The organism is Paludibacter sp. (genome assembly GCF_009712605.1).
Classification (GTDB): Bacteria; Bacteroidota; Bacteroidia; order Bacteroidales; family Paludibacteraceae; genus Microbacter.
In genome coordinates this window covers 239,336-265,136 of sequence record NZ_WASO01000002.1, presented here as the reverse complement: position 1 = coordinate 265,136, position 25,801 = coordinate 239,336, and the positions used below count along the sequence as shown (strand labels likewise).

Below are 25,801 nucleotides of genomic sequence, written 5' to 3'. Positions count from 1 at the left end.
CGTCCTACATCGCAAATAAACAACAACATGGATAAATCAGTTATCATTACCCGCAACCTGACACAGGAAATAAACAATCAAATAGAACGTCTTTCTCCTGATTCGGTATTTCTCTTGGCAGACACAAATACCTACCGTCTTTGTCTACCTCTGCTGGCAAAAGATAACAGTATAGCGGCTTATCCTATCATTGAAATACCCGCGGGTGACGAGAACAAAAATCTGAACTCGTTGTCGATCGTTTGGGAATACCTTTCTTCGCACGGAGCTACCCGCAAATCGATGCTCATCAATATCGGAGGAGGAATGACTACAGATTTGGGCGGCTTTGCTGCATCCACGTTCAAACGGGGCATTCATTACATCAATGTCCCCACAAGCTTACTGGGAGCTGTAGATGCGGCCGTAGGAGGGAAAACCGGCATCAATTTCAATGGACTAAAAAATGAAGTGGGGGTAATACAGTCGGCAGATGCTGTAATTCTCTATCCTGAATTTTTCCGCACTTTGGATACTAAAAATATCTTGTCGGGATATGCAGAAATGTTGAAACATGCGCTATTGAAATCAAAACAAGAGTGGAACGAGGTCGTTTCTTTTGATTTCGACAATATCAACTACGATCTTCTCGGCGAACTAACGCAACGTTCAATTGCCGTCAAAGAAGCTATTGTGGCGCAAGATCCAACTGAACAGAATATCCGCAAAGCGCTTAACCTGGGACACACTTTCGGTCATGCTTTCGAAAGCTTCTCTTATACTTCGAAACAACCGCTGCTACACGGTTACGCCGTTGCATTCGGAATGATTTGCGAAATTTACCTGTCTCAGAAAAAGCTGGGCTTCCCTGCTGCCATACTTTCACAGCTCGTACAACTTGTGAAAGAGAACTACGGAATAGTACAATACAGTTGCAAAAACTACGATACGCTGTATGAGTTGATGACTCACGACAAAAAGAATGATCGTTCAGGAATTAATTTCACGCTGATGGGCGGCATTGGAGATATCCGCATCAACCAACATGCCACCAAAGAAGAAATTTTTGAAGCATTCGATTTCTTAGCCGATTGCCTGGGAATTTAAGCAGGGTGTTAATTATTTTCGCTCCTCCTCTACCCGATTGACAATATCGTCGACAAAGCTGAAATCGAGCACCGCTTTCGAATCGACAATCATTTGTGCCTGAGAATAAAACGGGTCGCGGGTTTGTAACATCTCGTCGATGAATGAATAAAGCTCCGCGTCAGTTTTCTGACTCACCAAAGGACGTTGAGAACGACCGTATTTAAGCCTCTCCACCAAAATTTCTACAGGAGCACGCAAATAGATAGTCAGCCCTGCCTCATTCATCAATTTCATATTATCATGGAAACAGGCAGCACCACCACCTGTCGCAATCACCGTATCTTCAAATCCGCTTACCTCCTGCAGCATGGCATGTTCGAGATCGCGAAATCCGCTTTCACCTCTCTCTTCAAAAAGTTGTGCAATGGTTTTATGAAAACGGTTTTCAATAAACGTATCGAGATCAATAAGCTGTAAGCCAAGTCGTGCCGAAAGCATTTTTCCGACAGTTGACTTACCGCTACCCATATATCCTACAAGAAAAATCGGATGCATTAACAATGAATAATTAAAAGTTACAGAGATATGCCCCACATGTTTGCGCTGACCATATCTATTTCGCTGCAAAAAAAACAAAAAAAAGCGACATTCTCATCCTCTTATAGAGCCTTTTAAAAAAAAGAAGTAAATTTGCCCAACTAACGAGTTTAATGAGTTTTTTGCTTAATTGTCTGACAAACACCAAACACCCTTTAAGCAAACCCATTACTCAACCAGCCATTTCGATACAACTCCTATCTATGCAAAAAAGTTTAGTATCCATTACCGATTACTCCAAAGAAGAGATGCTTCGGATTTTGGACTATGCGGCGGAATTTGAAAAAAATCCCAACCAACACATTTTGGATGGCAAAGTGGTAGCCACCCTTTTTTTTGAGCCCTCAACACGGACTCGTCTGAGTTTTGAAACTGCCGTAAACCGCCTGGGCGGACGTATTATCGGATTTTCAGATGCATCTACTTCCAGTTCCTCAAAAGGAGAGACGCTGAAAGACACCATTAAGATGGTAAGTAACTATGCCGATCTTATCGTGATGCGCCATCCGCTCGAAGGAGCCGCACGTTACGCTTCGGAAGTAGCTAAAGTGCCGGTAATCAATGCCGGTGACGGTTCTAACCAACACCCTACACAAACTTTGTTGGATTTGTACTCCATCCGCAAAACGCAGGAACGCCTCACCGACCTGAATATATACATGGTAGGTGACCTGAAATACGGGCGTACGGTACACTCGCTGCTTATGGCGATGGCTCATTTCAAACCAACTTTTCATTTCATTGCTCCTGATGAATTGAAGATGCCGAATGAATACAAACAGTTTTGCGACGAACAAAACATCCCTTATTTCGAACATAAGGAACTAAACGAAAACATCAACGAAGCCGACATTTTGTACATGACCCGCGTGCAGAGGGAACGTTTTACCGACCTGATGGAATACGAAAAGGTGAAGAATGTCTATACGCTGAAAAGCAAGATGCTCGAAAACACCCGCAATAATTTGCGTATTCTCCACCCGCTACCCCGTGTCACCGAAATTGACTATGATGTGGATGACAGCGAAAAAGCATACTATTTTGATCAGGCTCAGAACGGACTTTACGTTCGTCAGGCTGTCATTTCCTGTTCTCTCGGATTATTGTAAACTTAATATTTAAGCTTTTAACCTAACAAAAAACATAACAAATGAAATCCAGAATTCTGTTACTTGCAGTTTTTATTTTATCAATAGTGTCTGTGCAGGCTCAAACCCAAAACCGTCAGGATCGTGATCCGAATAAAAACGAAGACCTCTATTTCATTCCTGAAATACGGATTGGATACGGCTTTTTGGACACAAATAACCCAACGGTCTTAATTCCGGGTGCAAGCAAAACCACTTACGATAACTACACACCCATGTCGTACAGTGCATTTATGAACTTTGGTTATCACTTCACACCATTGTACGCTGCCGGTATTGGCGTTGGTTTAATGCAATATGGCGGACCAAAATCCACCTCATTGCCTACCTACCTTGATTTCAGAGGTTATTTGCATGATGCTAAAAACACTCCGTTTGCCTTTGCCAAAGTTGGGGTATGTCTTCAATGGTGGAAAGCCTTTACTCCGGGATCATGGACAACACTAGGTGTCGGTTACAAATTTTTCTCTGGTAAACAATGCTTCACAGCATCTGTTGGATATGAATTTAAACACATCACTCCGTGGAATGATCTTCTAACCGAAAATTATCAAAGTGGACAGTTTTCTCTCAACCGCCACTCCATCACATTCACACTCGGTATGATTCTTCAATAAACAAAATAATGAGCAAAACAGAAAACAAGCAGGTGAAAATTGTTGCCGCCATCAAAGACGGCACAGTGATCGACCGTATTCCCTCCGACAAACTATTCAAGGTTGCATCGATCCTGCACATAGAGGAATTATCAAATCAGATTACGGTTGGTAATAATCTTGAAAGTCAGGAACTGGGTACAAAAGGCATCATTAAAGTATCTGATAAGTTCTTTTCGGACAAAGACATCAATAAAATTGCGCTGATCGCCCCTAATGCCAAACTGAACGTCATTCGCGACTATGTGGTAGTTGAAAAAAAGACGCTAAAACTACCGTCTGTTCTTGAAGACATCGTAAAATGTGGCAATCCTAATTGTATCACCAACCATGAACCGATGATGACTCGTTTTCATGTGGAAGATAACCACACTCTGACTCTCCGTTGTCAATACTGCGAACGAGTAATGAGCGGCGACGAGGTAAAAATTCTGTAAAACATATGGAAGAGCACGCAAAAACTCTCTGGAAACCCGGCACCATGATTTATCCCTTACCGGCCATCATGGTAAGTTGCGGAGAATCTATAGAAGAATACAACATTATAACCATCAGCTGGTTGGGAACAATTTGCACCAATCCTCCAATGTGTTATATTTCCGTACGTCCCGAACGTCATTCCTACCCCATCATTAAGCGGACGGGCGAATTTGTTCTGAATCTGACAACCGAAGATATGGCTTTTGCTACCGACTGGTGCGGAGTACGATCGGGCAAGGATTACAACAAATTCGAAGAAATGAAGCTTACCCCGGGTAAAGCCTCTGCAATTAATGCTCCTATCATCAAAGAATCTCCGCTCAACATCGAATGTCGTGTAAAAGAGGTACTGGCACTTGGCTCGCACGACATGTTTATAGCCGATGTGATAGCCGTACAAGCAGATGAACGCTTCATCACTCCAGAAACAGGTCAGTTCGACATGAAGGCGGCCAATCTGATAGCATATTCTCATGGTCATTATTACAAACTCGGTGAAGAAATAGGAAAATTCGGATGGAGTGTGCAAAAAAAGTAGTAACGCTACAGACTCCCGTCTAATCACCGATCTTAAACCGCAATTGCTTTGTGTAAACGCTTATGATACAGGAAACCAACTTTTACCTCTCCAAGTATTACAGCAACAAGGCAATTGCGGCTTTTTTTATTGCAATAGCTGTTTGCAATCTTCTCTTCTTCCACAAGATGCTGCCCGTACTGTGGATGATTTCAGCCACCATTGAAGCAGTCTGCTTTTTTTACTTCACACAATCACTCTCCCGGCAATGGATACGTTATTCTGAAAAACGTTTCGCAAAAAAACTCTTTATAACGACTCTTATTTTAAGAGTCTCCTGGGTCTTTGTTGCCTATTTTTTATACACATGGCTCAACGGCGAACCTTTTGAGTTTGCTGCTGCCGACTCTCATTTTTACCAATCTATTTCGGGAGAATTTGCAGATTTTATCAAAAACGGAAACTGGAGTGGTATCGTCAATTATCCCAAGCTCGATGCGTCTGACACCGGCTATCCTGTATGGTTAGCTATCGTTCATCTGTTTTTCGGAGATTCGATACTAATGCCGCGCTTAATTAATGCTGTTTTAGGTGCCTGGACAGCCGTCTTGCTTTACAAATTTACGACCCGTAATTTTGGCGAAGCAGCAGGCCGTTTGACGGGCATCATGTGTATGCTTCTTCCCAATTTTTTCTTTTATACTGGTATTCACCTGAAGGAGACATTTATGATTTTTCTGGTTGTCTCTTACGCCTACAATGCCGACAATCTACTAAGATCCACTAAAATAACCTGGCAAAACATTACTCTCACAATTTTGGGGGCATTGGTACTGTTTTTCTTCAGAACCGTTTTGGGGGTCATCGCCTTGTTTGCCCTTTTTACTGCATTCGTGTTTTCTAAAGGGCGCAACATGAAACGATGGGGAAAACGCATTATCATTGCTTTATGGGTCTTCTTTTGCATAGGAATTCTGCTTTCCGGACGAATTATCCAAGAGATAGAAATACTGTACCAATACAGCGGATCGAATCAGGCTACCGGTATGCAATACCGTTCCGTACAGGAAGGAGGCAACTCTTTTGCACGCTACGGTTCGATGGCTGTTTTCGCCCCGATGATTATCGCCATTCCCTTTCCCACTTTTACGGAGGCAAACGAAGAACAACAAAACCAGATGATGTTTTCCGGGGGATATTTCGTGAAAAACATTTTCAGTTTTTTCGTCATTGTGGCTATGATTATTCTTATCCGACGGAAAGAATGGAGAGAACACCTCTTCCTTATTTCGTTTTTTGTTGCCTACCTGCTGGCCATTGCAAAAAGCAATTTTGCCGTTTCCGAACGGTTTCACCTGCCGGCCATGCCTTTTCTTCTGGCAATGGCCGCATTCGGAATGACACGTATCGGCAAAAAAGAGAAAAAGTGGTTCTCTGCTTATGTATTTTTCATTGTGCTTGTCGTTATCGGATGGAACTGGTTTAAACTTGCCGGGCGAGGTCTTTCCTGACAGTAGGCAGATACGGTTAAAAATCGTAACTTTGCCGTCCGAAAAATAACAGACATGGATCACAATACACTACTATCCCGACTGGAAGGTTTATCCGGTCGTTTCGAAGAAGTTTCCACGCTTATTACCGACCCGGCAGTGATAGCCGATATGAAACGGTTCGTAAAACTCAACAAAGAGTATCACGATCTGGAGAAAATTGTGGCTGCCCGCAACGAATATAAACTCGCACTTGACCACCTGAATGAAGCCAAAACGCTGCTCGATACCGAATCGGATCCCGAAATGAGGGAAATGGCCAAAGCTGAAATTGATGATATTCAAAACCGCCTGCCCCAAATGGAGGAAGAGATCAAACTGATGTTGGTTCCAAACGATCCACAGGACAGCAAAAATGCCATTCTCGAAATACGTGCTGGTACCGGAGGCGACGAAGCATCTATCTTTGCCGGTGACCTCTGGCGCATGTACTCCAAATATTGCGAGACCAAAGGTTGGAAAACACAGGTTACCAGTTTCAGCGAAGGGACATCCGGAGGTTACAAAGAAATTGTGATGGAAGTATCCGGTGAAAATGTTTATGGAACTCTGAAATATGAATCGGGTGTTCACCGCGTTCAACGCGTACCAGCCACCGAAACCCAGGGTCGTGTACACACCTCGGCGGCAACCGTTGCCGTACTTCCGGAAGCAGAAGAATTTGATGTTGAAGTGAAAGAATCGGATATCCGTGTCGATATTTTTTGCGCCTCCGGACACGGAGGTCAGTCGGTAAACACCACCTACTCCGCTATCCGTTTGGTTCACTTACCGACAGGAATCACCGTTCAGTGCCAGGACGAAAAATCGCAGCTAAAGAACAAAGCCAAAGCCATGGTGGAACTCCGTAGCCGTATCTACAACATGGAATACCAAAAATACCTTGACGAGATTGCGTCCAAACGTAAAACGATGGTATCTACCGGCGACCGTTCGGCCAAAATCCGGACATACAACTACCCGCAAAGCCGTGTCACAGATCATCGCATCGACCTGACACTCTACAACCTGCCCACCATTATGGATGGCGAACTGCAACCCATCATCGACAAACTGATTGTAGCGGAAAATGCAGAGCGATTGAAAGAATCGGAATTATAAAAATAAAGGTCACGCCTTTCCCATAGCAGTAGTCGTTTGGCTACTGCTTTTTTGCTTTAAAGACCTTGTATTTTGGATTTCATAATTGAAACTCATGCTATCATTCTCGCTCTAAATATTTGTTGAAAAAATCATTTGGAGGTATTGAATTGAAATCTTAACTTTGTCTGTTGCAAAAAAATATACTTGTTATTTTTACAATGCAACCCTAACTCCCCGTAAATGGGGTGTTTTTGTAATCTGATATAAACACAAAAGCTATAAGCCGGAGCAATACCTGTAATTCAGAATAGCAACTGTTTTACAACGACGGATTAACTCCTGCATGCTATTGGTCTAAAAATTAACTTATAAACAAATGAAACGAATATGTTTCTCAGGAACATCCAAGAAGATGAGAATCCTGTAACATAAAGTTCCATACTCCCTTAAACGAAAAAAATTATTACAGTATGAAATTTGTAGCCTCAAGCACAGCCCTTTTAAGCCATTTACAGGCTATCAGCCGCGTGATCAACAGCAAAAACACGTTGGCTATCCTCGATAACTTTTTATTCAAACTGGAAGGTACCACTCTGACATTAACAGCTTCAGACCTGGAAACAACCATGATCACCTCTATGGAAGTTGTTGACGTTGATGGTGAAGGAAGTGTGGCTATTACAGCCAAGTTACTGCTGGATACTTTACGCGAGTTCTCAGAACAACCTCTTACTTTCGATATTGACGATGAGAACCTGGCTCTTGTAATTTCATCTGATAACGGGACATACAATTTCATCGGTCAAAAAGGAGATGAATATCCACGCATCCCATCACTGTCTGAAAGCACAAACACTTTCTCAATCGATGCTTCGGTGTTAAGCAATGGTATTCAAACCACATTTTTTGCAACTGCCGACGATGAATTACGCCCGGTAATGAACGGTATTTTCTTTGATATTACAGCAGAACACACCACCATCGTGGCTACAGATGCTCATAAACTGGTTCGCTTCCAAACAGAATCGCCGGAAGGTTCAGCCAACTTTTCTTTTATTCTTGCAAAGAAAGCTGCCGGTTTGTTGAAAAACATTCTTCCGAAAGAGACAGGTGATGTTGCTGTTAGCTTTGATGAAAAAAATATTTGCTTTAAGTTGCAGAACTATACATTATTTGCCCGTCAAATCGAAGGTCGCTACCCGAACTACTCTGGTGTAATTCCGGTAAATAACCCAATTCGGGTAATTGCAGACCGCACAACGTTGCTTAATGCTGTAAAACGTGTATCCGTATTCTCCAATCAGGGAACCAGCCTTGTAAAATTACACATTGCCAGCAACCAGATTAATATTTCAGCTCAGGATATCGACTTCTCCATTTCAGCAGAAGAAACCATTGCTTGTCAATTTGAGGGTGATAAAATTGAAATCGGATTCAAATCTTCTTTCCTCATTGACATCCTGAACAACCTTTCTGCGACAGAAGTGACTATCGAATTATCAGAGCCTTCCCGCGCAGGCTTGTTCCTTCCTTTCGATCAGGGAGAAAACGAAAACGTGTTGATGCTTTTGATGCCAATGTTGCTCAACAGCTAAGTCATACCCGAGAATAAACAGAGTTACTATTCATTTTCTATGAGAAAACAAATTCTTACAATAATTGCCCTGTGTTTTTTGGTTGTTCCTGCATTAGTTGCGCAAACTTCGACAGTGAAACAAATCTCCGACACCGAATTTCGGAAGCTTGTTTGGGATTATTCAAAAAGCCCTGCGGTAAAGTTGCAGTCACATTTGCCTGTCATAATTGACTTCTTTGCAACTTGGTGCAGACCTTGCAAAGAACTGTCGCCTTCTATTGAACGACTACAAAAAGAATATGCCGGTAAACTGATTATTTATAGGGTAGATGTTGACAAAGACCGTGCTCTGGCAGAGAAAATGAACATACCGGCCATGCCTACGTTGATTTTTATAAACACGAAAAATCAAAAATCGGAAACCGTAGGCCTCATATCGTATGATGAGCTTAAGCAAGCCGCAATACAAAAATTACAGATCAAGAAATAAACGGATTGATGACCAGACGTCCACAGCAAATTGATATTGATGAGTATAACTATCTGCTACCAGACGAACGAATAGCAAAATTCCCCTTAGCAGAAAGAGATGCATCAAAATTATTGATATACAATAAAGGCAATATATCAGAATCACGGTTCAGAAACCTTGTTGATTATTTGCCTGAAAAAACACTTTTAGTACGGAATAACACGCGGGTTGTACAGGCCCGTGTGTTGTTTTTTAAAGAGACCGGTGCCCGAATTGAGGTATTTTGCCTCGAACCCCATTCACCCTCCGATTACGCGGTAGCCTTTCAACAAAGGGAACAATGCGAATGGACATGCATGATAGGCAACCTGAAGAAATGGAAAGAAGGCATTCTAACCCGTCGGTTTGAAGTTGATGGAACCTCTGTGACGTTAACCGCAGAACGTATCGATTCGAGTGGTTTGTCGCATACCGTACGGTTCTCATGGAATTCATCTGCACTGACATTTGCCGATATTCTTGAAGACGTTGGTGAGTTGCCCATTCCGCCATATCTTAATCGGGAGACAGAAGAATCGGATAAAGAAACATATCAAACTGTATATGCCAAGGTAGAAGGATCGGTTGCGGCTCCTACGGCGGGACTACACTTTACGGATTCCGTTTTGGAAGATCTCGAAAAACATGCGATTCGCTCCACTGAAGTAACCCTCCATGTTGGTGCCGGCACATTCCAGCCGGTCAAATCAAAATCGATTGGTGACCACACCATGCATTCCGAGATGATTTCCGTGACGAAAGACACTCTTGAGGAGCTTATTCGTAATCTGGGATCGATTATCGCCGTTGGTACTACTTCTGTACGTACGCTCGAAAGCCTTTACTTTCTCGGAAGACAACTGGTTTTGTCGCCTGAAACTTTTCAATTTCAGGTAAAACAATGGGAACCCTATAATAGTACCGCACTGTACCCACCAACGGAAGAAGCTTTATCAGCTCTGATTGACTATATGAATGCGCACCAGCTTCAGAATTTGAATGCTGCCACGCAGATCATTATAGCCCCGGGGTATAAATTCCGTCTGATAAGTGGAATGATTACCAATTTCCACCAACCCAAAAGCACGTTATTGCTTTTAATCTCGGCCTTTGTCGGAGCAGACTGGAAGAAAATTTACAACTATGCCTTCGACAACGAATTCCGTTTTCTGAGTTATGGCGACAGTTCGTTGCTCTTGCCATAAAAACATCTGATTAATTTATTGCGTCTCAGATTTTATAACTAATATTGCATAGTATTTTAGTTGCAGCCTGCAACGAATTATCTTAATAAAAATCATACACATACATCAATATGAGCTGTAGCAGAAGAGAATTTTTAAAGACCGGAGGAATGTTGGCTGGTGCAGCACTAATCCCAGGTGCAGCCATCCTGGAATCGTTTTCTCCTAAAGCACTTACGCTACAATGGGTGCTTGATCATTTCAAAGTAACCGAAAGCGACTTGCGGAAAATCATGGCAATTGCTTTGGAAAATGGCGGAGATTATGCTGACATTTTCTTTGAACATACCCTTGACAACATGCTTGTTCTTCGGGATGGCAACGTAAATTCAACCTCTTCAAACATTGACTTTGGAGTTGGAATCCGGGTTATAAAAGGAGATCAAACCGGATATGCTTATACCGAAAACGTAACTTTACTTGACATGATTAAAGCAGCACGAACTGCGGCTAAAATTGCCAACGGAATGGCAGGTGTCAAAGCGAATGTTATTAAAGAATTCACGTTGAAAAAGAATTATTACAGCGTTATTTCATCGTGGGAAGAGACCGGTGTAAAACTCAAAAAGCCATTTCTTCAAAAAATCAACGATCGCATTTTCAGTCTTGACAAAAGAGTTTCAAGAGTTATCGTTTCGCAAACCGACACCACTTCTTATATCTTGTTTTTCAATTCTGATGGCGTGATGATGCACGACTATCGCCCGATGGGAACATTAGGTGCAACCTGCATTATGGAGCAAAACGGGCAAATCGAAAATGGACGTTCTGCCCGTTCTTTCAGAATGGGTGCGGAGTTCCTCACTGACGATCTTGTTGAAACCATTTCACAGGAGGCCGTAAAGCAGACAGCTCTGATGTTTGAAGCAATTAAACCCAAAGGAGGCGAAATGCCGGTAGTGATGGGAGCCGGAGGTTCTGGCATTCTACTGCATGAAGCTATCGGACACGCTTTTGAGGCCGACTTCAACCGCAAAAACACTTCTATTTTCTCCGATAAATTAGGCAAAAAAGTGTGCGATTCTTCTATTTCGGTACTTGACGACGGAACTATTCCATTCAACCGTGGTTCTGTAAACATGGACGATGAAGGAGTTTTGGGTCAGAAAACGTATATTATCAAAGACGGAATCCTGAACAGTTATCTCCACGACCGGATAAGCGCAAAACATTATGGTGTTGCTCCAACCGGCAATGGACGCCGTCAATCGTTCCGTTTCACCCCTATACCCCGAATGCGGGCAACGTATATGGAAAATGGATCCGCACATGAAGAAGATCTGATAGCATCCGTAAAAAACGGAATCTATGTTGACAATTTCACGAACGGACAGGTTCAGATTGGAGCCGGCGACTTTACTTTCTTTGTAAAATCGGGACGTTTGATCGAGAACGGGAAACTATCGCACCCGATAAAAGATATCAATATTATTGGCAATGGTCCCAAAGCGCTGGCTGACATCACCATGGTAGCCAACAACTATAAAATGGACAACGGCACCTGGACTTGTGGCAAAGACGGACAAAGCTGTCCTGTCACCTGCGGAATGCCATCCGTATTAGTTTCGAAATTAACGGTTGGAGGGGAATAGCAGAACCTTCAACGTTAAACGCATTATTTAAAATCGAAGATTTCAGATTAACAGGTGATTCGTTTACTTGTTATTCTTGTACCAATAACTCTTTCTCCAAATAATCATTTATTGGATTTATGATAACGAAAGAACAAAAAGAACTGGCACGTTGGGCAATGCAATATGCATTAAAAAAAGGATGCCAACAGTGCCGTGTCGGCATATATTCAGGCTCGGAAACCTCATTCGAAGTTCGGGATACTCAGCTGGACAAACTCCAACAGGCCACTGAGAATCAAATGGTGATATACCTGTTTGTTGACGGCCGTTATGGTTCAATATCAACCAACCGGATGGAACGTCGGGGACTTGAAAAATTCATCTCTGATGGCATTACATCGGTACGGTTTCTTGCTGAAGATCCAGCACGCAAACTCCCCGACCCTTCTCTCTATTTTTCAGGCAGCGAAGCTTCATTAGCACTGTACGATCCGAATTTCGGGTCAATTTCTGCCGACGAAAAACTCAAATTAGCGAAATCTGCTGCTGCTGAAATCTACGGTCAGGATTCGCGTCTCATCTCTGTATCATCAGGATATGGGGACAACGAAAGCTTTGCCTACATTGTAGCGAGCAATGGTTTTGAAGGAGAAAGCGCCACTTCATCTTTCGGAGTTTCTGTAAGCGCCTCCGTAAAAGCAGAAGGTGACGCCCGTCCCGAATCGTATTGGTATGACGAAACACTGACATGGGCAGATTTGCAAAAACAAGGTGTCGGCAAAAAAGCGCTTGAACGTGCTCTACGAAAAATCGGACAGAAAAAGATACAATCGGGCAAATTCCAGATGCTGGTCGAAAACACTGCCGTCAGAACCATTATCTCCCCAATTCTTTCTGCTATAAACGGTGCTTCCATTCAACAAAAAAACTCCTTTTTGCTCGATAAAATGGGGCAAAAAGTAGTGTCCGATAAAATGACGTTGATTGACAACCCGTTGATACCAAAATCGCTGGGTGCAAAATGTTTCGATCGTGAAGGTATAGCCACAAAAAAACGCAATGTGTTTGAAAATGGCGTTTTGAAAACCTACTATATCGACTCTTATATTGCCAACAAACTGAATGTAGCACCTACAACGAGGTCGCCATCTCTCCTGTACTTTGACAATGGTAATTATAGCCAGCAGGAATTAATCGGCAAAATGACAAAAGGCATTTTTGTTACAGGATTCAACGGAGGCAACTGCAACAGCTCAACCGGTAATTTCTCATATGGCATTGAAGGGTTCCTTGTAGAAAACGGAGAACTGAAACAACCCATTTCAGAAATGAATATAACGGGTAATATGCTTGGCATGTGGAGTAACCTTGCCGAAATTGGCAACGATGCATTGAAATCTTCGTCATGGCAATTACCGTCACTCTTGTTCGACGCTGTCGACTTTAGCGGATTGTAAGGATTAACGCACTATTTCAAATAAGCGGGGCTTTTTTCGTAAAGAAAATTGTCCCGTTTCTTTTATCCTTTTTTCATATTCAACTATCACGAAAAAGATGTAATTTTGTCAGTCTTTTCCTGACAATATAGACAGGTTGTTGATGAAAAGTATTGTTTAGTTCGTTGATCAATTTGTTTTATGCAACCATCAGAATTACAATCGGTAAAACAACGATTCGGGATGATCGGAAATTCTCCGCTTCTGAATCGCGCCATTGATATAGCCGTGCAGGTATCTGCGACAGATCTTTCTGTGCTGATTACCGGTGAAAGCGGCGTGGGTAAAGAGACATTCCCTCAAATTATCCATCAATTCAGTCACCGGAAACATGGCCCGTATATTGCGGTCAACTGCGGAGCTATTCCTGAAGGCACAATTGATTCTGAATTGTTTGGCCACGAAAAAGGATCGTTCACGGGTGCTTTGGGAGAAAGAAAAGGCTATTTCGAAGTAGCCGATGGAGGGACTATTTTCCTCGATGAAGTCGGCGAATTACCACACTCCACTCAGGTAAGGCTTTTACGGGTACTCGAAGCCGGAGAATTCATCAAGGTCGGTTCATCTAAAGTACAGAAAACCAATGTACGTGTCGTCGCCGCAACCAACCTGAACATGATCGAAGCTACACGACAGGGCAAGTTCCGGGAAGATTTATATTACCGTTTGAATACGGTACCCATTTTTATTCCGCCTTTACGCGAAAGAAAAGAAGATATCGTACTGCTATTCAGAAAATTCGCTCTCGACTTTGCTGATAAATACAGAATGCCTCCGGTTAAACTAACTGAAGATGCCCAGCAGATACTGAGTAACTACTACTGGAGAGGTAACATTCGTCAATTGAAAAATATAGCCGAACAAATTTCTGTTATCGAGCAAAACAGAGAATTAACAGGAGCTGTTCTTCGCACCTATCTGCCGGACAACGAAATGGAGACCTTGCCATCTGTTTTTGGAGGAACCCATCAAGACGAACAACGCTCATTCCACAACGAACGTGAAATTCTCTATCAGGTGCTTTTCGACATGCGCAAAGACATGAACGACCTGAAACAGCTCGTGCATGACATCATCATTAAAGGTGGAAACATTGACGTTGCTACTGCGGCCAAAATTGAAGAAATGCAACTCGCCAGGACTCAATTTGTAAAACAAACAGAAACTACAATAGTTACTCCTCAACATCAGCCATCTGCGTTTATGAAGGCGAATGGCAAGCATGATCACATTGAAGATACGGAAGAATATGTTGAGGAAACCTTATCGCTGGAAGAGGTCGAAAAAGATATGATTCGGAAAGCTCTTGAGCGACATAAGGGCAAACGCAAATTTGCAGCGCAGGAGTTAGGAATCTCCGAACGCACACTTTACAGAAAAATCAACGAATACGGATTGGAATAATGATTAAAACAGTTTGTGTATATTGCTCTTCGAGTAGTAAACTCAACCCGGTTTACTACAAGGCTGCCGAACGCATGGGCGAACTCTTTGCAGAAGCTGACATGCATCTGGTTTTTGGTGGAGGGAAAAGCGGATTGATGGGCTCCATCGCCGACAGTCTTCTGCAACAGGGAGGCAAAGCCACCGGCATTATTCCCGGATTTATGTGCGATGAAGGCTGGCAACACAATGGGCTGACGGACTTAAAAGTGGTTGATACGATGCACCAGCGTAAAGCCATGATGGCAGAAATGGCCGATGCCGCAGTTGCCCTGCCGGGAGGAATCGGCACTTTCGATGAGCTTTTCGAAATAATTACGTGGAAACAACTGGGCTTATTTGCAAAACCGGTTGTAATACTCAATACCAATAACTATTTTCACCATTTCATCGAACTTCTTCATGTTGCTGCATCAGAGAACTTTCTACGCGACGAGCATCGACAAATCTGGAAAGTAGTCAACACCCCGGAAGAAGTAATTCCGGCAATTAAAAATGCCGTTGAATGGCCTGACGACGCAAGAAGTTTCGCCGCAGTCTGAACAGATACATATTAAAGATTTATTTTGGTGGCAGACACTAATATACATACAAGCAACAACGACACATCTTTGGTCAAGATAACCCCTATCGACACACTATGGGGCAAACATGGCACCAATATATACCTGAGAACACAAGCCACTCCGAGCAAAATTCTGAAAATTTCAGGTTTTGAAGGAAAAGTTGCTCCTCAGGGCCTTTTCTCTTACGACACTTCAAGTGGATTGCTGCTTTTCATCACTTTGATTTACTCCTATTTACTATTCCGCTCCAAAGCGGTTGCTAGGGGAAGTTTTAATTCAATTTTCAAGAAACAACGGGAACGCTCCAGCATATTTGAACCTGAAATTACAGCCCCTGAATTACGGTTCAGAATGTTAGTCAGAGCTTTGGGAGTAATTGGTCTTTCGGTTTATGCATACAGTTTTGTTGCCGGACTGGTGCCCGGAGCCAACAACCTGATGGCTTTAATACTGTTAATCGGGATTAGTGTTGGAGTTATGTTGTTACTTTGGATCAAATACATCCTCTTTTCGTTCTTATCTTTCATTTTCTTCGACAAAAAACAAACTGCACCCTTTGTAAGCGCTTATTTCACTACAATCTTCGGGCTTGGAGTATTCCTTCTTCCGATGGTTGCTTTCCAAACATTGGTAGCATTAAGCTTTGTTCCCTGGCTACAAATTATGAGTATAATAGCCTGTATTATAGCCATTTTATTAATCCTTTATAAGATTATACAAATTTTTTGGCTTGACTATTATTCAATCTTCTATATAATTTTGTATCTTTGCACTCTCGAAATACTGCCAATTTTGGTAGCTATTCGGGCAATACAATTATTTAATATTAGCCTGTAAATAAAGTATTTGAGCTTTGAAGATTAAAAAAATTCTGGTTTCACAACCACGGCCGACTTCAGAAAAATCACCCTATTTCGACATTGTTGAAAAATATGGAGTGAAAATAGATTTTCGTCCCTTCATCAAGGTTGAACCGGTTCCTGCGAAAGAATTTCGTCAGCAAAAGGTGTCAATTCTTGAGCATTCCGCAGTAATGTTTACTGCGAAAACTGGGATAGATAATTTCTTCCGCATTTGCGAAGAAATGAGAATAACTATGCCGGAAACGATGAAATACTTTTGCATTTCAGAGTCAGTGGCTCTGTATTTACAAAAATACATTCAGTATCGTAAGCGCAAGGTATTCTTTGGTGCAACAGGAAAATTACCAGACTTGTTCACCGTAATATCAAAACACCTGAGTGAAAACTTCCTTGTTGTTTTGTCCGACGTTCACAATGAAGAAATTCTGCATTTACTTGACAAATATCAGGTAAAGCATGATGTTGGAATTATGTACCGGACGGTCAGCAATGACTTTACACCGGAGGAAGAATTTAACTATGACATGTTGATTTTCTTCAGTCCTCAGGGAATTGCTTCTCTGATGAAGAACTTCCCGGAATTCGATCAGGGAGAAATTCAGATCGGATGTTTTGGTGCAACAACAGCAAACGCAGTTCGTGATGCCGGTTTGCGTCTGGATTTGGAAGCCCCCAGACCTGATGCGCCATCTATGACGACTGCACTGGATCTTTTCATTAAGGAGAATCATAAAAACGCCAAGAAATAAGTATTCTCTCGACAATAAAAAACAAAAGGCTCTTCTCATAAAAAAGAAGGGCCTTTACTGTTCTATTTATGGCCAAACAATTGATTGAAGATATCGAAAATGATTGTATTCACCGGATTTTGAATCTCGACTACAAAAGCCTTGGCATCAACGAATATAACCTGCAATATATCTTCGACATATTGCCAAAAATCAACTACCATTTCAGCATTTACAAACGCTGCATCGACCTGTTAAAGACCGGTAAGCACAAAGGCACAATCGTTGATTTTGGAGGAGGACACGGATTTCTGAGTTGCTTTCTGAAAATGTTGGGATTCCATGTTATTTACTGCGACAACAACCCGTTGGCAATATCCACAGTCAAGAAAATCGGAACAGCATTACAAACCGCCCCTGATATTATAATCGAAGGTTCTACGATAGAGCTTTCTGCATATTGCAAGACTAATAATATAATACCGGATTATTTGATTTCCATCGATGTCATCGAACATATTTATGACCTCGAAGGGTTGTTTTCTCAATTACACGACATCAATCCGAAGATGAAAATGTGTTTTACAACCAGTGCAAACCCCTGTAATTTTCGACACCGGAAACGCTTGTTCAAGATGATGGATGAAGTCGAAAGAAATTTCTTTCTCTCGATGAGAGAAGAATATATCAGCAAACACCATCCGGAGTTCAATAAGCAGGATATCCAGATGCTTTCGCTTTTATCGAAGGGTAAAATCTATGATGATATTACGAAAATGACAAACGATTACCTGTTAAACGGCAGTTTGCCTCAAAGGCTACCCTCACACAACACCTGCGACCCCAATTCCGGGAGCTGGATAGAGCGGATTTTACCTTTGAAAACATACAAATCAATCATTAACGCCGCTGGATTTGCAGTCAGCTTCAGCAATGGTTTTTATACGATTAATCAGCAGTCGTCCGCAAAAAAGATATTCTTTCACACTTTGAATCAAATCCTTCAACATGGAGGCAAACCAGCAATGACGATTGCACCCTTTATCATCCTAAAAATAAAAAGCAAAAGAGTATCATAACCCTTTTGCTTTAGCTTCATCCCAGATTTGGTTCATTTCATCAAGGCTTAAACGCTTCAGTTCAATTCCCTTTTTAATCGTTTGATCTTCGAGATAATTAAACCGTCGCATAAATTTCGCATTGGTTTTTTCAAGCGCATTCTCGGGGTTTATATTGTAAAGTCGGGCGGCATTGATTATGCTGAATAGAAAATCACCGAATTCAGCTTCTGTTTTGTCTAAATCACCCTTAGCCACCTCTACTTTAAGCTCTTCGAGTTCTTCGGCTACTTTATCCCAAACCTGTTCCTTTTGCTCCCAATCAAAACCAACGCCACGGGCTTTATCCTGCATACGGTGAGCTTTAATCATAGCCGGCAAAGCCGAAGGGACTCCACTCAATACGGTTTTGTTGCCCCCCTTTTCTTTCAGCTTAAGTTGTTCCCACTGATCCTTTACCTCTTGAGGCGTATTCGCAGTATTATCCGCAAAAATATGAGGGTGACGATAAATTAGTTTTTCCGACAAAGCATCAATAACCTGATCGATGGTAAAATCACCTGTTTCGCTTCCGATTTTAGCGTAAAACACAATATGAAGGAGAATATCGCCCAATTCCTTTTTAATCGAGAGAGGACTCTCTTTAGCTATTGCATCGGCCAGTTCATACGTTTCCTCTATAGTGAGCGTGCGAAGGCTCTCAAACGTTTGTTCTTTATCCCAGGGGCATTTCTCACGCAGTTCATCCATTATCTCCAAAAGATTCCGGAATGATACCAGTGCTTTATCTATATTTGTCTTCATTTTCTTACAATTAAATATTCATACTTTGATTCTTGTTCGATTACGAACAAAGATGCTCAATAACAATTTTGGCGCCAATAGCAATCAACAAAAAACCTCCGATGATTTCTGCCGATTTTTGAAATCTATGCCCCATTTTTCTGCCAAGCCAAATACCGGTAAGAGCAAATAAAAAGGTACAAACACCAATAATAGTGGTTGGATACCAAATACTTTGACCTAAGGTTGAGATGGTAAATCCGACAGCAAATGCATCGATACTGGTAGCAATTGCCAGCGTTACGACGACTTTATATGAAGATATTTTGAGCTTCATTTTCTCCGGATGCCCACAAATACCATCGTAAGCCATTTTACCACCCACAAGCGCTAAAAGAGCAAAAGCTATCCAGTGATCAAATTCAGAAATAAGATGAGCTACACGTTCTCCCAAAAACCAGCCAATGATTGGCATTCCGGCCTGAAAAAGAGCAAGGATCAACGCATAGCGAAGTATCACCTTAGGCTTGAAGTGGTGCTTATTACAACCGGCTGCAATAGAAACGGAAACCGTGTCCATGCACAATCCGATCGCAATGGCAAGAATAGTTATAAAGTTCACAACAAAAATCAGTTGATGGTTTGAAAATCAGAAAGATAAAACCGGACTAAATTGCATAACAACTTTGCATGCCAAACATAGAAGGCTACATTTCTTCAATAAGATTAAGCATCTTGATAGTGGCTTTGATTGCTGCAACTGTTTGGTCACCATCCAGCCCCCTGGTTTTAAATATCTTATCCTTGAATTTCCAGGTAATAATAGTCTGAACAAAAGCATCCGTCTTTCCACCGGGGGGAATTACAACCACATAATCAATCAATTCGGGAGCCGGCTTATGCAGTGTTTTGTAAATTTTCCACATCGCTTTCGATACCGCATTATACTGACCATGCCCTGCTGCCGTTTGCTCGTGAATTTCGCCATTGATCTCCATTTTGACTGTAGCAACAGGATGAAGCCCGTAAGTTAGTGCCAAAGAGTAATTGAGTATCTTGATAGCCTGGTCTTCTTTTTCGCTCTTCAGTACGTCGGCAACAATATATGGCAATTCATCAAGAGAAACCATCTCTTTTTTGTCACCTAACTCGATAACGCGAGCCGTCACCCGGCGCATCATATCATCGTCAAGCTCAATTCCAAGAACCTGTAGATTCTTTAGAATATTAGCCTTGCCCGATGTTTTACCAAGCGCGTACTGACGTTCCCGCCCAAAGCGTTCAGGCAAGAGATCGTTATAATAAAGATTTTTCTTGTTATCTCCGTCGGCATGAACACCTGCCACCTGTGTAAAGACACTTTCGCCGATAACCGGTTTATTGGGCGGTATGCGAATACCGGAATACGTTTCCACCACTTTACTGATCGAATTTATTTTATCTTCGCACAGTTTGGTTTCGATATTTAAATGGTCGTGCAACACCGCTATAACGCTTGAAAGCGGAGCATTTCCTGCTCTTTCACCCAAACCATTTACTGTCACGTGTACACCTTTAATGCCGGCCTTAATAGCTTCGAACACATTGGCAACGGCAAAATCATAGTCGTTATGCGCGTGAAAATCAAAGAAAACATCCGGATAACGGGCGATCATCCTACTGCAAAAATCAGCTGTTTCAGATGGATTGAGAATTCCAAGTGTATCAGGGAGCATAAAACGCTTAATATCCTCGTCTTTCAGAGAATCTACCATAAAGTAGACATACTCCTCAGACTCACGCATCCCGTTCGACCAATCCTCCAGATAAACATTGACACTGACACCCACTTCTTTGGCAGCCGCAAGTACCTGTTTAATATCCGCCACATGCTGTTCGGGACTTTTCTTTAGCTGATGCTTACAGTGCTTCAGCGAACCTTTACACAAAAGATTAAGGACGGTACAACCTGCATCGCGAATCCAGTTCAGAGAAAGATTACCGTCAACAAAGCCAAGAACTTCAACCCGATCAATATGACCGTTTTTCTGTGCCCATTCGGCAATTCGTTTCACAGAATCAAATTCACCTTCCGACACACGAGCAGAAGCAATTTCAATGCGGTCGACCTTAAGTTCTTCGAGCAAAAGCCGTGCTATACTTAATTTTTCGTGTACGGTAAAAGAAACGCCGGAAGTTTGTTCCCCGTCACGTAACGTGGTATCCAATATTTCGACTGAAGCCATATTCATTTACAATTTACGATGTACGATTGAAGCTGAACATTTCACCTGAGAGATTAACACGGAAGCATTCATATACTCAAATCCGGTTAATTCTACCGATAAAATGGCGATAAAATCATTTTTATCCTCTGATGGTATTATCTTAATAAACGGCAACGCAGAACACACAAAGAATTTGATTTGCGTGCCTGCGTTGTATTAATTAATTTGATTGACGGAGAATGATCAGGTGTTCATTCCTCCACAAACATGAATAACCTGACCAGATACATACGAAGAGAGATCGGATGCGAGGAACAGGGTTACTTTTGCAACTTCGTCAGGCGAGCCTCCGCGGCGCAAAGGAATTGTTTCTGCCCATTTAGCGCGTTGTTCGTCAGTCAGTGCATGAGTCATTTCTGTTTCAATGAAACCCGGAGCAATTGCATTGGCACGAACGCCTCTTGAACCAAGTTCTTTTGCAATTGATTTAGCAAGGCCAATCATACCTGCTTTAGATGCAGAATAGTTACATTGACCGGCATTACCAGAAACTCCTACCACAGAGCTCATATTGATAATACTGCCCGATTTTTGCTTCATCATGATTGGTGTACAGGCATGAATGAAGTTGAAAGCCGACTTAAGGTTTACATTAATTACCGCATCCCATTGAGCTTCGCTCATACGCATCATCAAACCATCTTTGGTGATACCTGCGTTATTTACCAAAACATCAATATGACCGAATTCTTTAGCAATCTCAGCAACAACATTGTGAGTATCTTCAAAATTGGCTGCATTGGAAGCATAACCTTTGGCTTTAACACCTAAAGCTTCAATTTCTTTTTGAGTTGCCAAAGCATTTTCATCGATATTCAAATCGGTGAAAGCAATATCGGCACCCTCGCTGGCTAATTTAAGAGCGATGGCTTTGCCGATGCCACGAGCGGCACCCGTCACAATAGCGACTTTCCCTTCTAATAATTTCATTTCTTACAGTTTTAATTTTCAGGTTAGACGTAATTTTTGGTCTGATACTGCGATTGTCATTAAAACAACCAACAGCTTGAAATTTCAAAGTTTACAATCCTTTTTGGTTATAAACGGGCTGCAAAGATAGGCAATTTTGTTTCAAATTCCTAATTGATTGACACAGACAACAACCACATACCGAACCGAAAATCACTTAGTATGTTACAACTAAACAATTTCTTTCTAATGTCTATATTACCTGAGATTTGAAGGTTTTGGCCTTTAGAACAAGACAGAACCAACCACATTTACGAGGAACAGATCACGGAGGCTACTTTTCTTGTAAAATAGTAGCTTCGTTTGGCAAGCTGCTTCAGGGAGTGAAGCGCCTGATATTTTGTTGCTATAAGACGGGGTTTTACATACGGAATACCTCCATACTTCTTTTTATATTCTCCGCCACCGCCCAGTTCAAAAACAGTTGCACCCGCATTTTTCCAATAACGCATTGCCTCAAACCACATCGCTTCATTTGGAAAAAGAGAATGAGAATCCTTATAACTAGCCTGTCCCCAAGCCGAAGAAAAGTTATTTTTTCCAAGGAAAAGACCAGTCGCAATAGAATTACCTTCCGGAGAAAGCGACTCGAGTAGCAAAAGATGACCGGTTGGATATAAAGTATCGACAAGCGCGGCAACTCTATTCTTTGAATAAGTCGGCTTCATGCCCTGTTTGCAAAACACATCCTGCAACTGTCGGTAATAATCATCCATAAATTTCTTCGGGTCTTCAGCCTGCCTGAGTAGCACTCCGCGCCTTCCCGACTTATTGACATTCTTCCGGCTTGACTCATTAAAATCCCGAAGAATTGCGTCTTCCGGCCGGGTAAGATCAATCGAATAACCGTTGACTGGTTCATATTGCAAAACCGAATGTGCCAAATCTTCAACACTCATCTGCCAGTCGGTTGCCTGAAAAAACAGACATTGCTTTGATTGGAACAAAAACAAAATCAGCGATTCATATATCTTCACCCGCTCTGCAGATGTAATTGGTTTTAGCATATTCAATCCCTGAAAACCGGTGGAGCAGCCCTCAAACGGACTGGCAACGATTTTAATCACCTTCCTTAAATTCTCACCCACAAAATAGCCGATAAGATTTCCATTGTCGTAAATTTCAACAACGCATGGCTCTGCATGTTGTGTTTTTTGCAAAAATGCCAACCACTCTCTTGTTTTGAAAATATTCTGGTCTTGACTTTTATCAAGCAAATTCCATGAAATCAGAGTATTTTCCAAATCATTAAATTCGTACATGAAGAAGTGATATTAATACGCAGCATTAAATATTCCAGACAAACGTTTCACCACCAACTGAAGGAATTCTGAGGTCAGAATGAGTACACTTGTTTGCCATTTAAGAATCAAACACATCTTTTATTCAATATTACTTAACTACAAATATAAACACTCAGCAAAAAAAATATTCTCTTGCTGATGTTAATCTCCTGGCAAAGTCCGGCGTATACTTTGTGGTGAAGAATCTGTGTTAACCACAAAGAACACAAAGCAATCACAAAGAGCAAAATGGAAATGTAGAATGCTTATGACTTGGCGTTCACCAGTTCGCTTTCTCACTAACTAAACACTCATTACTCATTACTACTTCGCTCTTCCCTACTCTAACGACACGCTTCTGTACCGCTATCTATTTTTTCGTATCTTTGCAAATTCAATTTTCAGTTTAAAAAATGATTTCTGTAGAACAGCTTACGGTCGAATTTGGCGGACATACGCTCTTTGATTCAATCTCTTTTCTTGTAAACCCGAAAGACCGCATTGCCCTTGTTGGTAAAAACGGTGCCGGAAAAACTACCATGTTGCGAATCTTCGCTGGCGGGCAAACCCCTACTTCGGGAAGAGTTTCCATACCGTCTGACGTCTCCATAGGCTATCTTCCTCAACACCTGTTGCCCAGCGGAAACCTTACCGTGATTGAAGAAGCAGAAACTGCCTTTGCCGAACTGCAACAACTTCAGGCCGGCATTGATGAAATGAGTAATCAACTGGCCACCCGCACCGACTACGACTCTCCGGAATATCAAAAACTGATAGAACGCATGACGCATGATACGGAGCGCCTGCACATGCTTGGCGGAACCAATTTCAGAGCGGAAGCTGAAAAAACATTGGTCGGACTGGGTTTTGAACGAACCGATTTCGACCGACCTGTCGGAGAATTCAGCGGTGGATGGCGGATGCGCATTGAGCTGGCTAAGTTACTTCTCCGCAAACCGGATGTACTACTTCTGGACGAGCCGACCAACCACCTTGACATCGAATCAATTCAGTGGCTGGAGACTTTTTTAGCAACCCAAGCAAACGCTGTGCTGCTCGTATCGCACGACCGCGCTTTTCTTGATGCTGTCTCGAACCGCACTATCGAACTCTCTTTAGGTCGTATTCACGATTACAAAGTTCCTTATTCTCAATATGTGGAACTACGTAAAGAACAACTTGAACAACAACAGCGGGCTTTCGAAAATCAACAAAAAATGATTCAGGACACGGAAGATTTCATCGAACGATTCCGTTACAAAGCTACCAAAGCCGTTCAGGTACAGTCTCGCATCAAACAGTTGGAACGGCTCGACCGCATTGAAGTAGAGGATGTTGACAACTCTCGCCTCAGCCTGCGATTCCCTCCGGCTCCCCGTTCGGGAACCATTCCCGTAGAAATTGACGGACTGACCAAAAAATATGGCAATCACACAGTGCTCGACTCTATCGGAGTAATAATTAACCGTGGAGAAAAAGTAGCATTTGTCGGCAAGAATGGAGAAGGAAAAACCACCCTGGTAAAATGTATTATGGGCGAGACCGACTACAGCGGTGTGCTTCGTCTGGGTCACAACGTCAAAATCGGTTATTTTGCGCAAAATCAGGCAGCATTGCTGGACGAGAACAAAACCGTCTTCCAAACCATCGACGATGTTGCCGTTGGTGATATCCGCACCAAAATCCGTGATATTCTGGGGGCTTTCATGTTTGGAGGGGAAGCCTCGGATAAGAAAGTAAAAGTGCTTTCGGGTGGAGAGCGGAGCCGTTTGGCAATGATTCGTTTATTACTCGAACCGGTCAACCTCCTGATTCTCGATGAGCCCACCAACCACCTGGACATGCGATCGAAAGACGTGCTCAAAGAAGCCATCAAAACGTTCGACGGTACCGTTATTGTAGTGTCCCACGACCGTGAATTCCTCGATGGTTTGGTCACAAAAGTGTACGAATTTGGCCATAAAAAGATCAAAGAGCACCTCGGTGGCATTTACGATTTTCTCCAAAGCAAAAAAATTGAGAACCTACAGGAGCTGGAGCGCAAAACAATCGCCTCTACAGCGAAAGAACCTGCTGCAAAACCCGTTACCGACAACAAGCTGGATTACGAAGCCCGCAAAGAACTCAGCCGGCAGATCAAAAAACTGGAACGCCAACAACAGGAGGCTGAAGTTGCCATTGACAAACTCGAAAAAGAGATCGCTTTGCTCGAAATCAGCATGAACGACAACCCGACCCCTGACATCTTCACCGATTACGAAAAGCTGAAACAACAATTAGCGGACGAAATGGAAAAATGGGAAAACGTACTGTTGGAAAAAGAAGAGCTTGAACGATGAAT

24 protein-coding genes are annotated in these 25,801 nt (G+C 42.3%); 18 read left to right on the top strand and 6 right to left on the bottom strand.

Annotated features, from left to right (window positions below):
• Window positions 1-27: 27 nt before the first annotated feature.
• The gene (gene aroB, locus F8N35_RS04085) at window positions 28-1,086 is read left to right on the top strand and encodes a 3-dehydroquinate synthase (protein WP_293050078.1); all 1,059 of its coding nucleotides are present in this window, start codon (window positions 28-30) and stop codon (window positions 1,084-1,086) included.
• A 12-nt stretch (window positions 1,087-1,098) separates the two neighbouring features.
• On the opposite strand, the gene F8N35_RS04080 is transcribed toward aroB, so the two are convergent.
• Window positions 1,099-1,623, bottom strand: a complete 525-nt coding sequence (locus F8N35_RS04080) for a shikimate kinase (protein ID WP_293050077.1) — start codon at window positions 1,621-1,623, stop codon at window positions 1,099-1,101.
• Window positions 1,624-1,868: 245 nt separating this feature from the next.
• Between F8N35_RS04080 and pyrB the strand changes: the two genes are divergently transcribed.
• The 16 genes from pyrB to F8N35_RS04000 all read left to right on the top strand — a co-directional run bounded on the left by pyrB (window position 1,869) and on the right by F8N35_RS04000 (window position 18,179).
• On the top strand, window positions 1,869-2,774 hold the full coding sequence (pyrB, locus tag F8N35_RS04075; protein WP_293050076.1) for an aspartate carbamoyltransferase: 906 nt from the start codon (window positions 1,869-1,871) through the stop codon (window positions 2,772-2,774).
• Window positions 2,775-2,815: 41 nt separating this feature from the next.
• Window positions 2,816-3,430 (top strand): hypothetical protein, encoded by a 615-nt coding sequence (locus F8N35_RS04070; RefSeq protein ID WP_293050075.1) that lies wholly within the window; start codon window positions 2,816-2,818, stop codon window positions 3,428-3,430.
• Window positions 3,431-3,438: 8 nt separating this feature from the next.
• Entirely contained in the window at window positions 3,439-3,906 is a 468-nt protein-coding gene (gene pyrI, locus F8N35_RS04065) for an aspartate carbamoyltransferase regulatory subunit (RefSeq protein ID WP_293050074.1), read from the top strand.
• A gap of 5 nt (window positions 3,907-3,911) precedes the next feature.
• Window positions 3,912-4,487: a flavin reductase family protein gene (locus F8N35_RS04060; protein WP_293050073.1), complete on the top strand. Its 576-nt coding sequence runs from the start codon at window positions 3,912-3,914 to the stop codon at window positions 4,485-4,487.
• A 62-nt stretch (window positions 4,488-4,549) separates the two neighbouring features.
• Window positions 4,550-5,977 carry a glycosyltransferase family 39 protein gene (locus F8N35_RS04055; protein WP_293050072.1) on the top strand — a complete coding sequence of 476 codons (1,428 nt, stop codon included), beginning with the start codon at window positions 4,550-4,552 and terminating at the stop codon, window positions 5,975-5,977.
• 54 nt (window positions 5,978-6,031) lie between these two features.
• Window positions 6,032-7,117, top strand: a complete 1,086-nt coding sequence (gene prfA, locus F8N35_RS04050) for a peptide chain release factor 1 (protein ID WP_293050071.1) — start codon at window positions 6,032-6,034, stop codon at window positions 7,115-7,117.
• A gap of 452 nt (window positions 7,118-7,569) precedes the next feature.
• Complete coding sequence (dnaN, locus tag F8N35_RS04045) at window positions 7,570-8,694, top strand: DNA polymerase III subunit beta (RefSeq protein ID WP_293050070.1); 1,125 nt, start codon at window positions 7,570-7,572, stop codon at window positions 8,692-8,694.
• A 39-nt stretch (window positions 8,695-8,733) separates the two neighbouring features.
• Window positions 8,734-9,165, top strand: a complete 432-nt coding sequence (locus tag F8N35_RS04040; protein WP_293050069.1) for a thioredoxin family protein — start codon at window positions 8,734-8,736, stop codon at window positions 9,163-9,165.
• An 8-nt stretch (window positions 9,166-9,173) separates the two neighbouring features.
• A complete protein-coding gene (locus F8N35_RS04035; protein ID WP_293050068.1) occupies window positions 9,174-10,391 on the top strand; it encodes an S-adenosylmethionine:tRNA ribosyltransferase-isomerase in 1,218 nt (405 codons plus the stop codon).
• 110 nt (window positions 10,392-10,501) lie between these two features.
• The gene (locus F8N35_RS04030; RefSeq protein WP_293050067.1) at window positions 10,502-12,022 is read left to right on the top strand and encodes a metallopeptidase TldD-related protein; all 1,521 of its coding nucleotides are present in this window, start codon (window positions 10,502-10,504) and stop codon (window positions 12,020-12,022) included.
• A gap of 119 nt (window positions 12,023-12,141) precedes the next feature.
• Window positions 12,142-13,461 (top strand): TldD/PmbA family protein, encoded by a 1,320-nt coding sequence (locus F8N35_RS04025; RefSeq protein ID WP_293050066.1) that lies wholly within the window; start codon window positions 12,142-12,144, stop codon window positions 13,459-13,461.
• A 180-nt stretch (window positions 13,462-13,641) separates the two neighbouring features.
• Entirely contained in the window at window positions 13,642-14,904 is a 1,263-nt protein-coding gene (locus F8N35_RS04020) for a sigma-54 dependent transcriptional regulator (RefSeq protein ID WP_293050065.1), read from the top strand.
• Window positions 14,904-15,485, top strand: coding sequence for a TIGR00730 family Rossman fold protein (locus tag F8N35_RS04015; protein ID WP_293050064.1), 582 nt, complete (start codon window positions 14,904-14,906; stop codon window positions 15,483-15,485). Before F8N35_RS04020 ends, F8N35_RS04015 begins: the two co-directional genes overlap by 1 nt.
• Window positions 15,486-15,512: 27 nt before the next feature.
• Entirely contained in the window at window positions 15,513-16,346 is an 834-nt protein-coding gene (locus F8N35_RS04010) for a DUF4271 domain-containing protein (RefSeq protein ID WP_293050063.1), read from the top strand.
• A 16-nt stretch (window positions 16,347-16,362) separates the two neighbouring features.
• Window positions 16,363-17,121 carry a uroporphyrinogen-III synthase gene (locus F8N35_RS04005; RefSeq protein ID WP_293050062.1) on the top strand — a complete coding sequence of 253 codons (759 nt, stop codon included), beginning with the start codon at window positions 16,363-16,365 and terminating at the stop codon, window positions 17,119-17,121.
• A gap of 68 nt (window positions 17,122-17,189) precedes the next feature.
• Window positions 17,190-18,179 (top strand): methyltransferase domain-containing protein, encoded by a 990-nt coding sequence (locus F8N35_RS04000; RefSeq protein ID WP_293050061.1) that lies wholly within the window; start codon window positions 17,190-17,192, stop codon window positions 18,177-18,179.
• Here the strand turns inward: F8N35_RS04000 and mazG are convergent.
• From mazG to F8N35_RS03975, 5 genes are all read right to left on the bottom strand, one after another.
• Window positions 18,174-18,962 carry a nucleoside triphosphate pyrophosphohydrolase gene (gene mazG, locus F8N35_RS03995; protein ID WP_293050060.1) on the bottom strand — a complete coding sequence of 263 codons (789 nt, stop codon included), beginning with the start codon at window positions 18,960-18,962 and terminating at the stop codon, window positions 18,174-18,176. The two genes, F8N35_RS04000 and mazG, sit on opposite strands and share 6 nt — an antisense overlap.
• A gap of 40 nt (window positions 18,963-19,002) precedes the next feature.
• A complete protein-coding gene (locus tag F8N35_RS03990) occupies window positions 19,003-19,563 on the bottom strand; it encodes a manganese efflux pump MntP family protein (protein WP_293050059.1) in 561 nt (186 codons plus the stop codon).
• Window positions 19,564-19,648: 85 nt separating this feature from the next.
• A complete protein-coding gene (locus tag F8N35_RS03985) occupies window positions 19,649-21,166 on the bottom strand; it encodes an alpha-isopropylmalate synthase regulatory domain-containing protein (RefSeq protein ID WP_293050058.1) in 1,518 nt (505 codons plus the stop codon).
• Between the two features lie 225 nt (window positions 21,167-21,391).
• The gene (gene fabG / locus F8N35_RS03980; protein ID WP_293050057.1) at window positions 21,392-22,138 is read right to left on the bottom strand and encodes a 3-oxoacyl-[acyl-carrier-protein] reductase; all 747 of its coding nucleotides are present in this window, start codon (window positions 22,136-22,138) and stop codon (window positions 21,392-21,394) included.
• A 290-nt stretch (window positions 22,139-22,428) separates the two neighbouring features.
• Window positions 22,429-23,439, bottom strand: coding sequence for a hypothetical protein (locus tag F8N35_RS03975; protein ID WP_293050056.1), 1,011 nt, complete (start codon window positions 23,437-23,439; stop codon window positions 22,429-22,431).
• 434 nt (window positions 23,440-23,873) lie between these two features.
• Here F8N35_RS03975 and F8N35_RS03970 point away from each other — a divergent pair, with 434 nt between their 5' ends.
• Window positions 23,874-25,799 (top strand): ABC-F family ATP-binding cassette domain-containing protein, encoded by a 1,926-nt coding sequence (locus F8N35_RS03970; protein ID WP_293050055.1) that lies wholly within the window; start codon window positions 23,874-23,876, stop codon window positions 25,797-25,799.
• Window positions 25,800-25,801 lie beyond the last annotated feature (2 nt).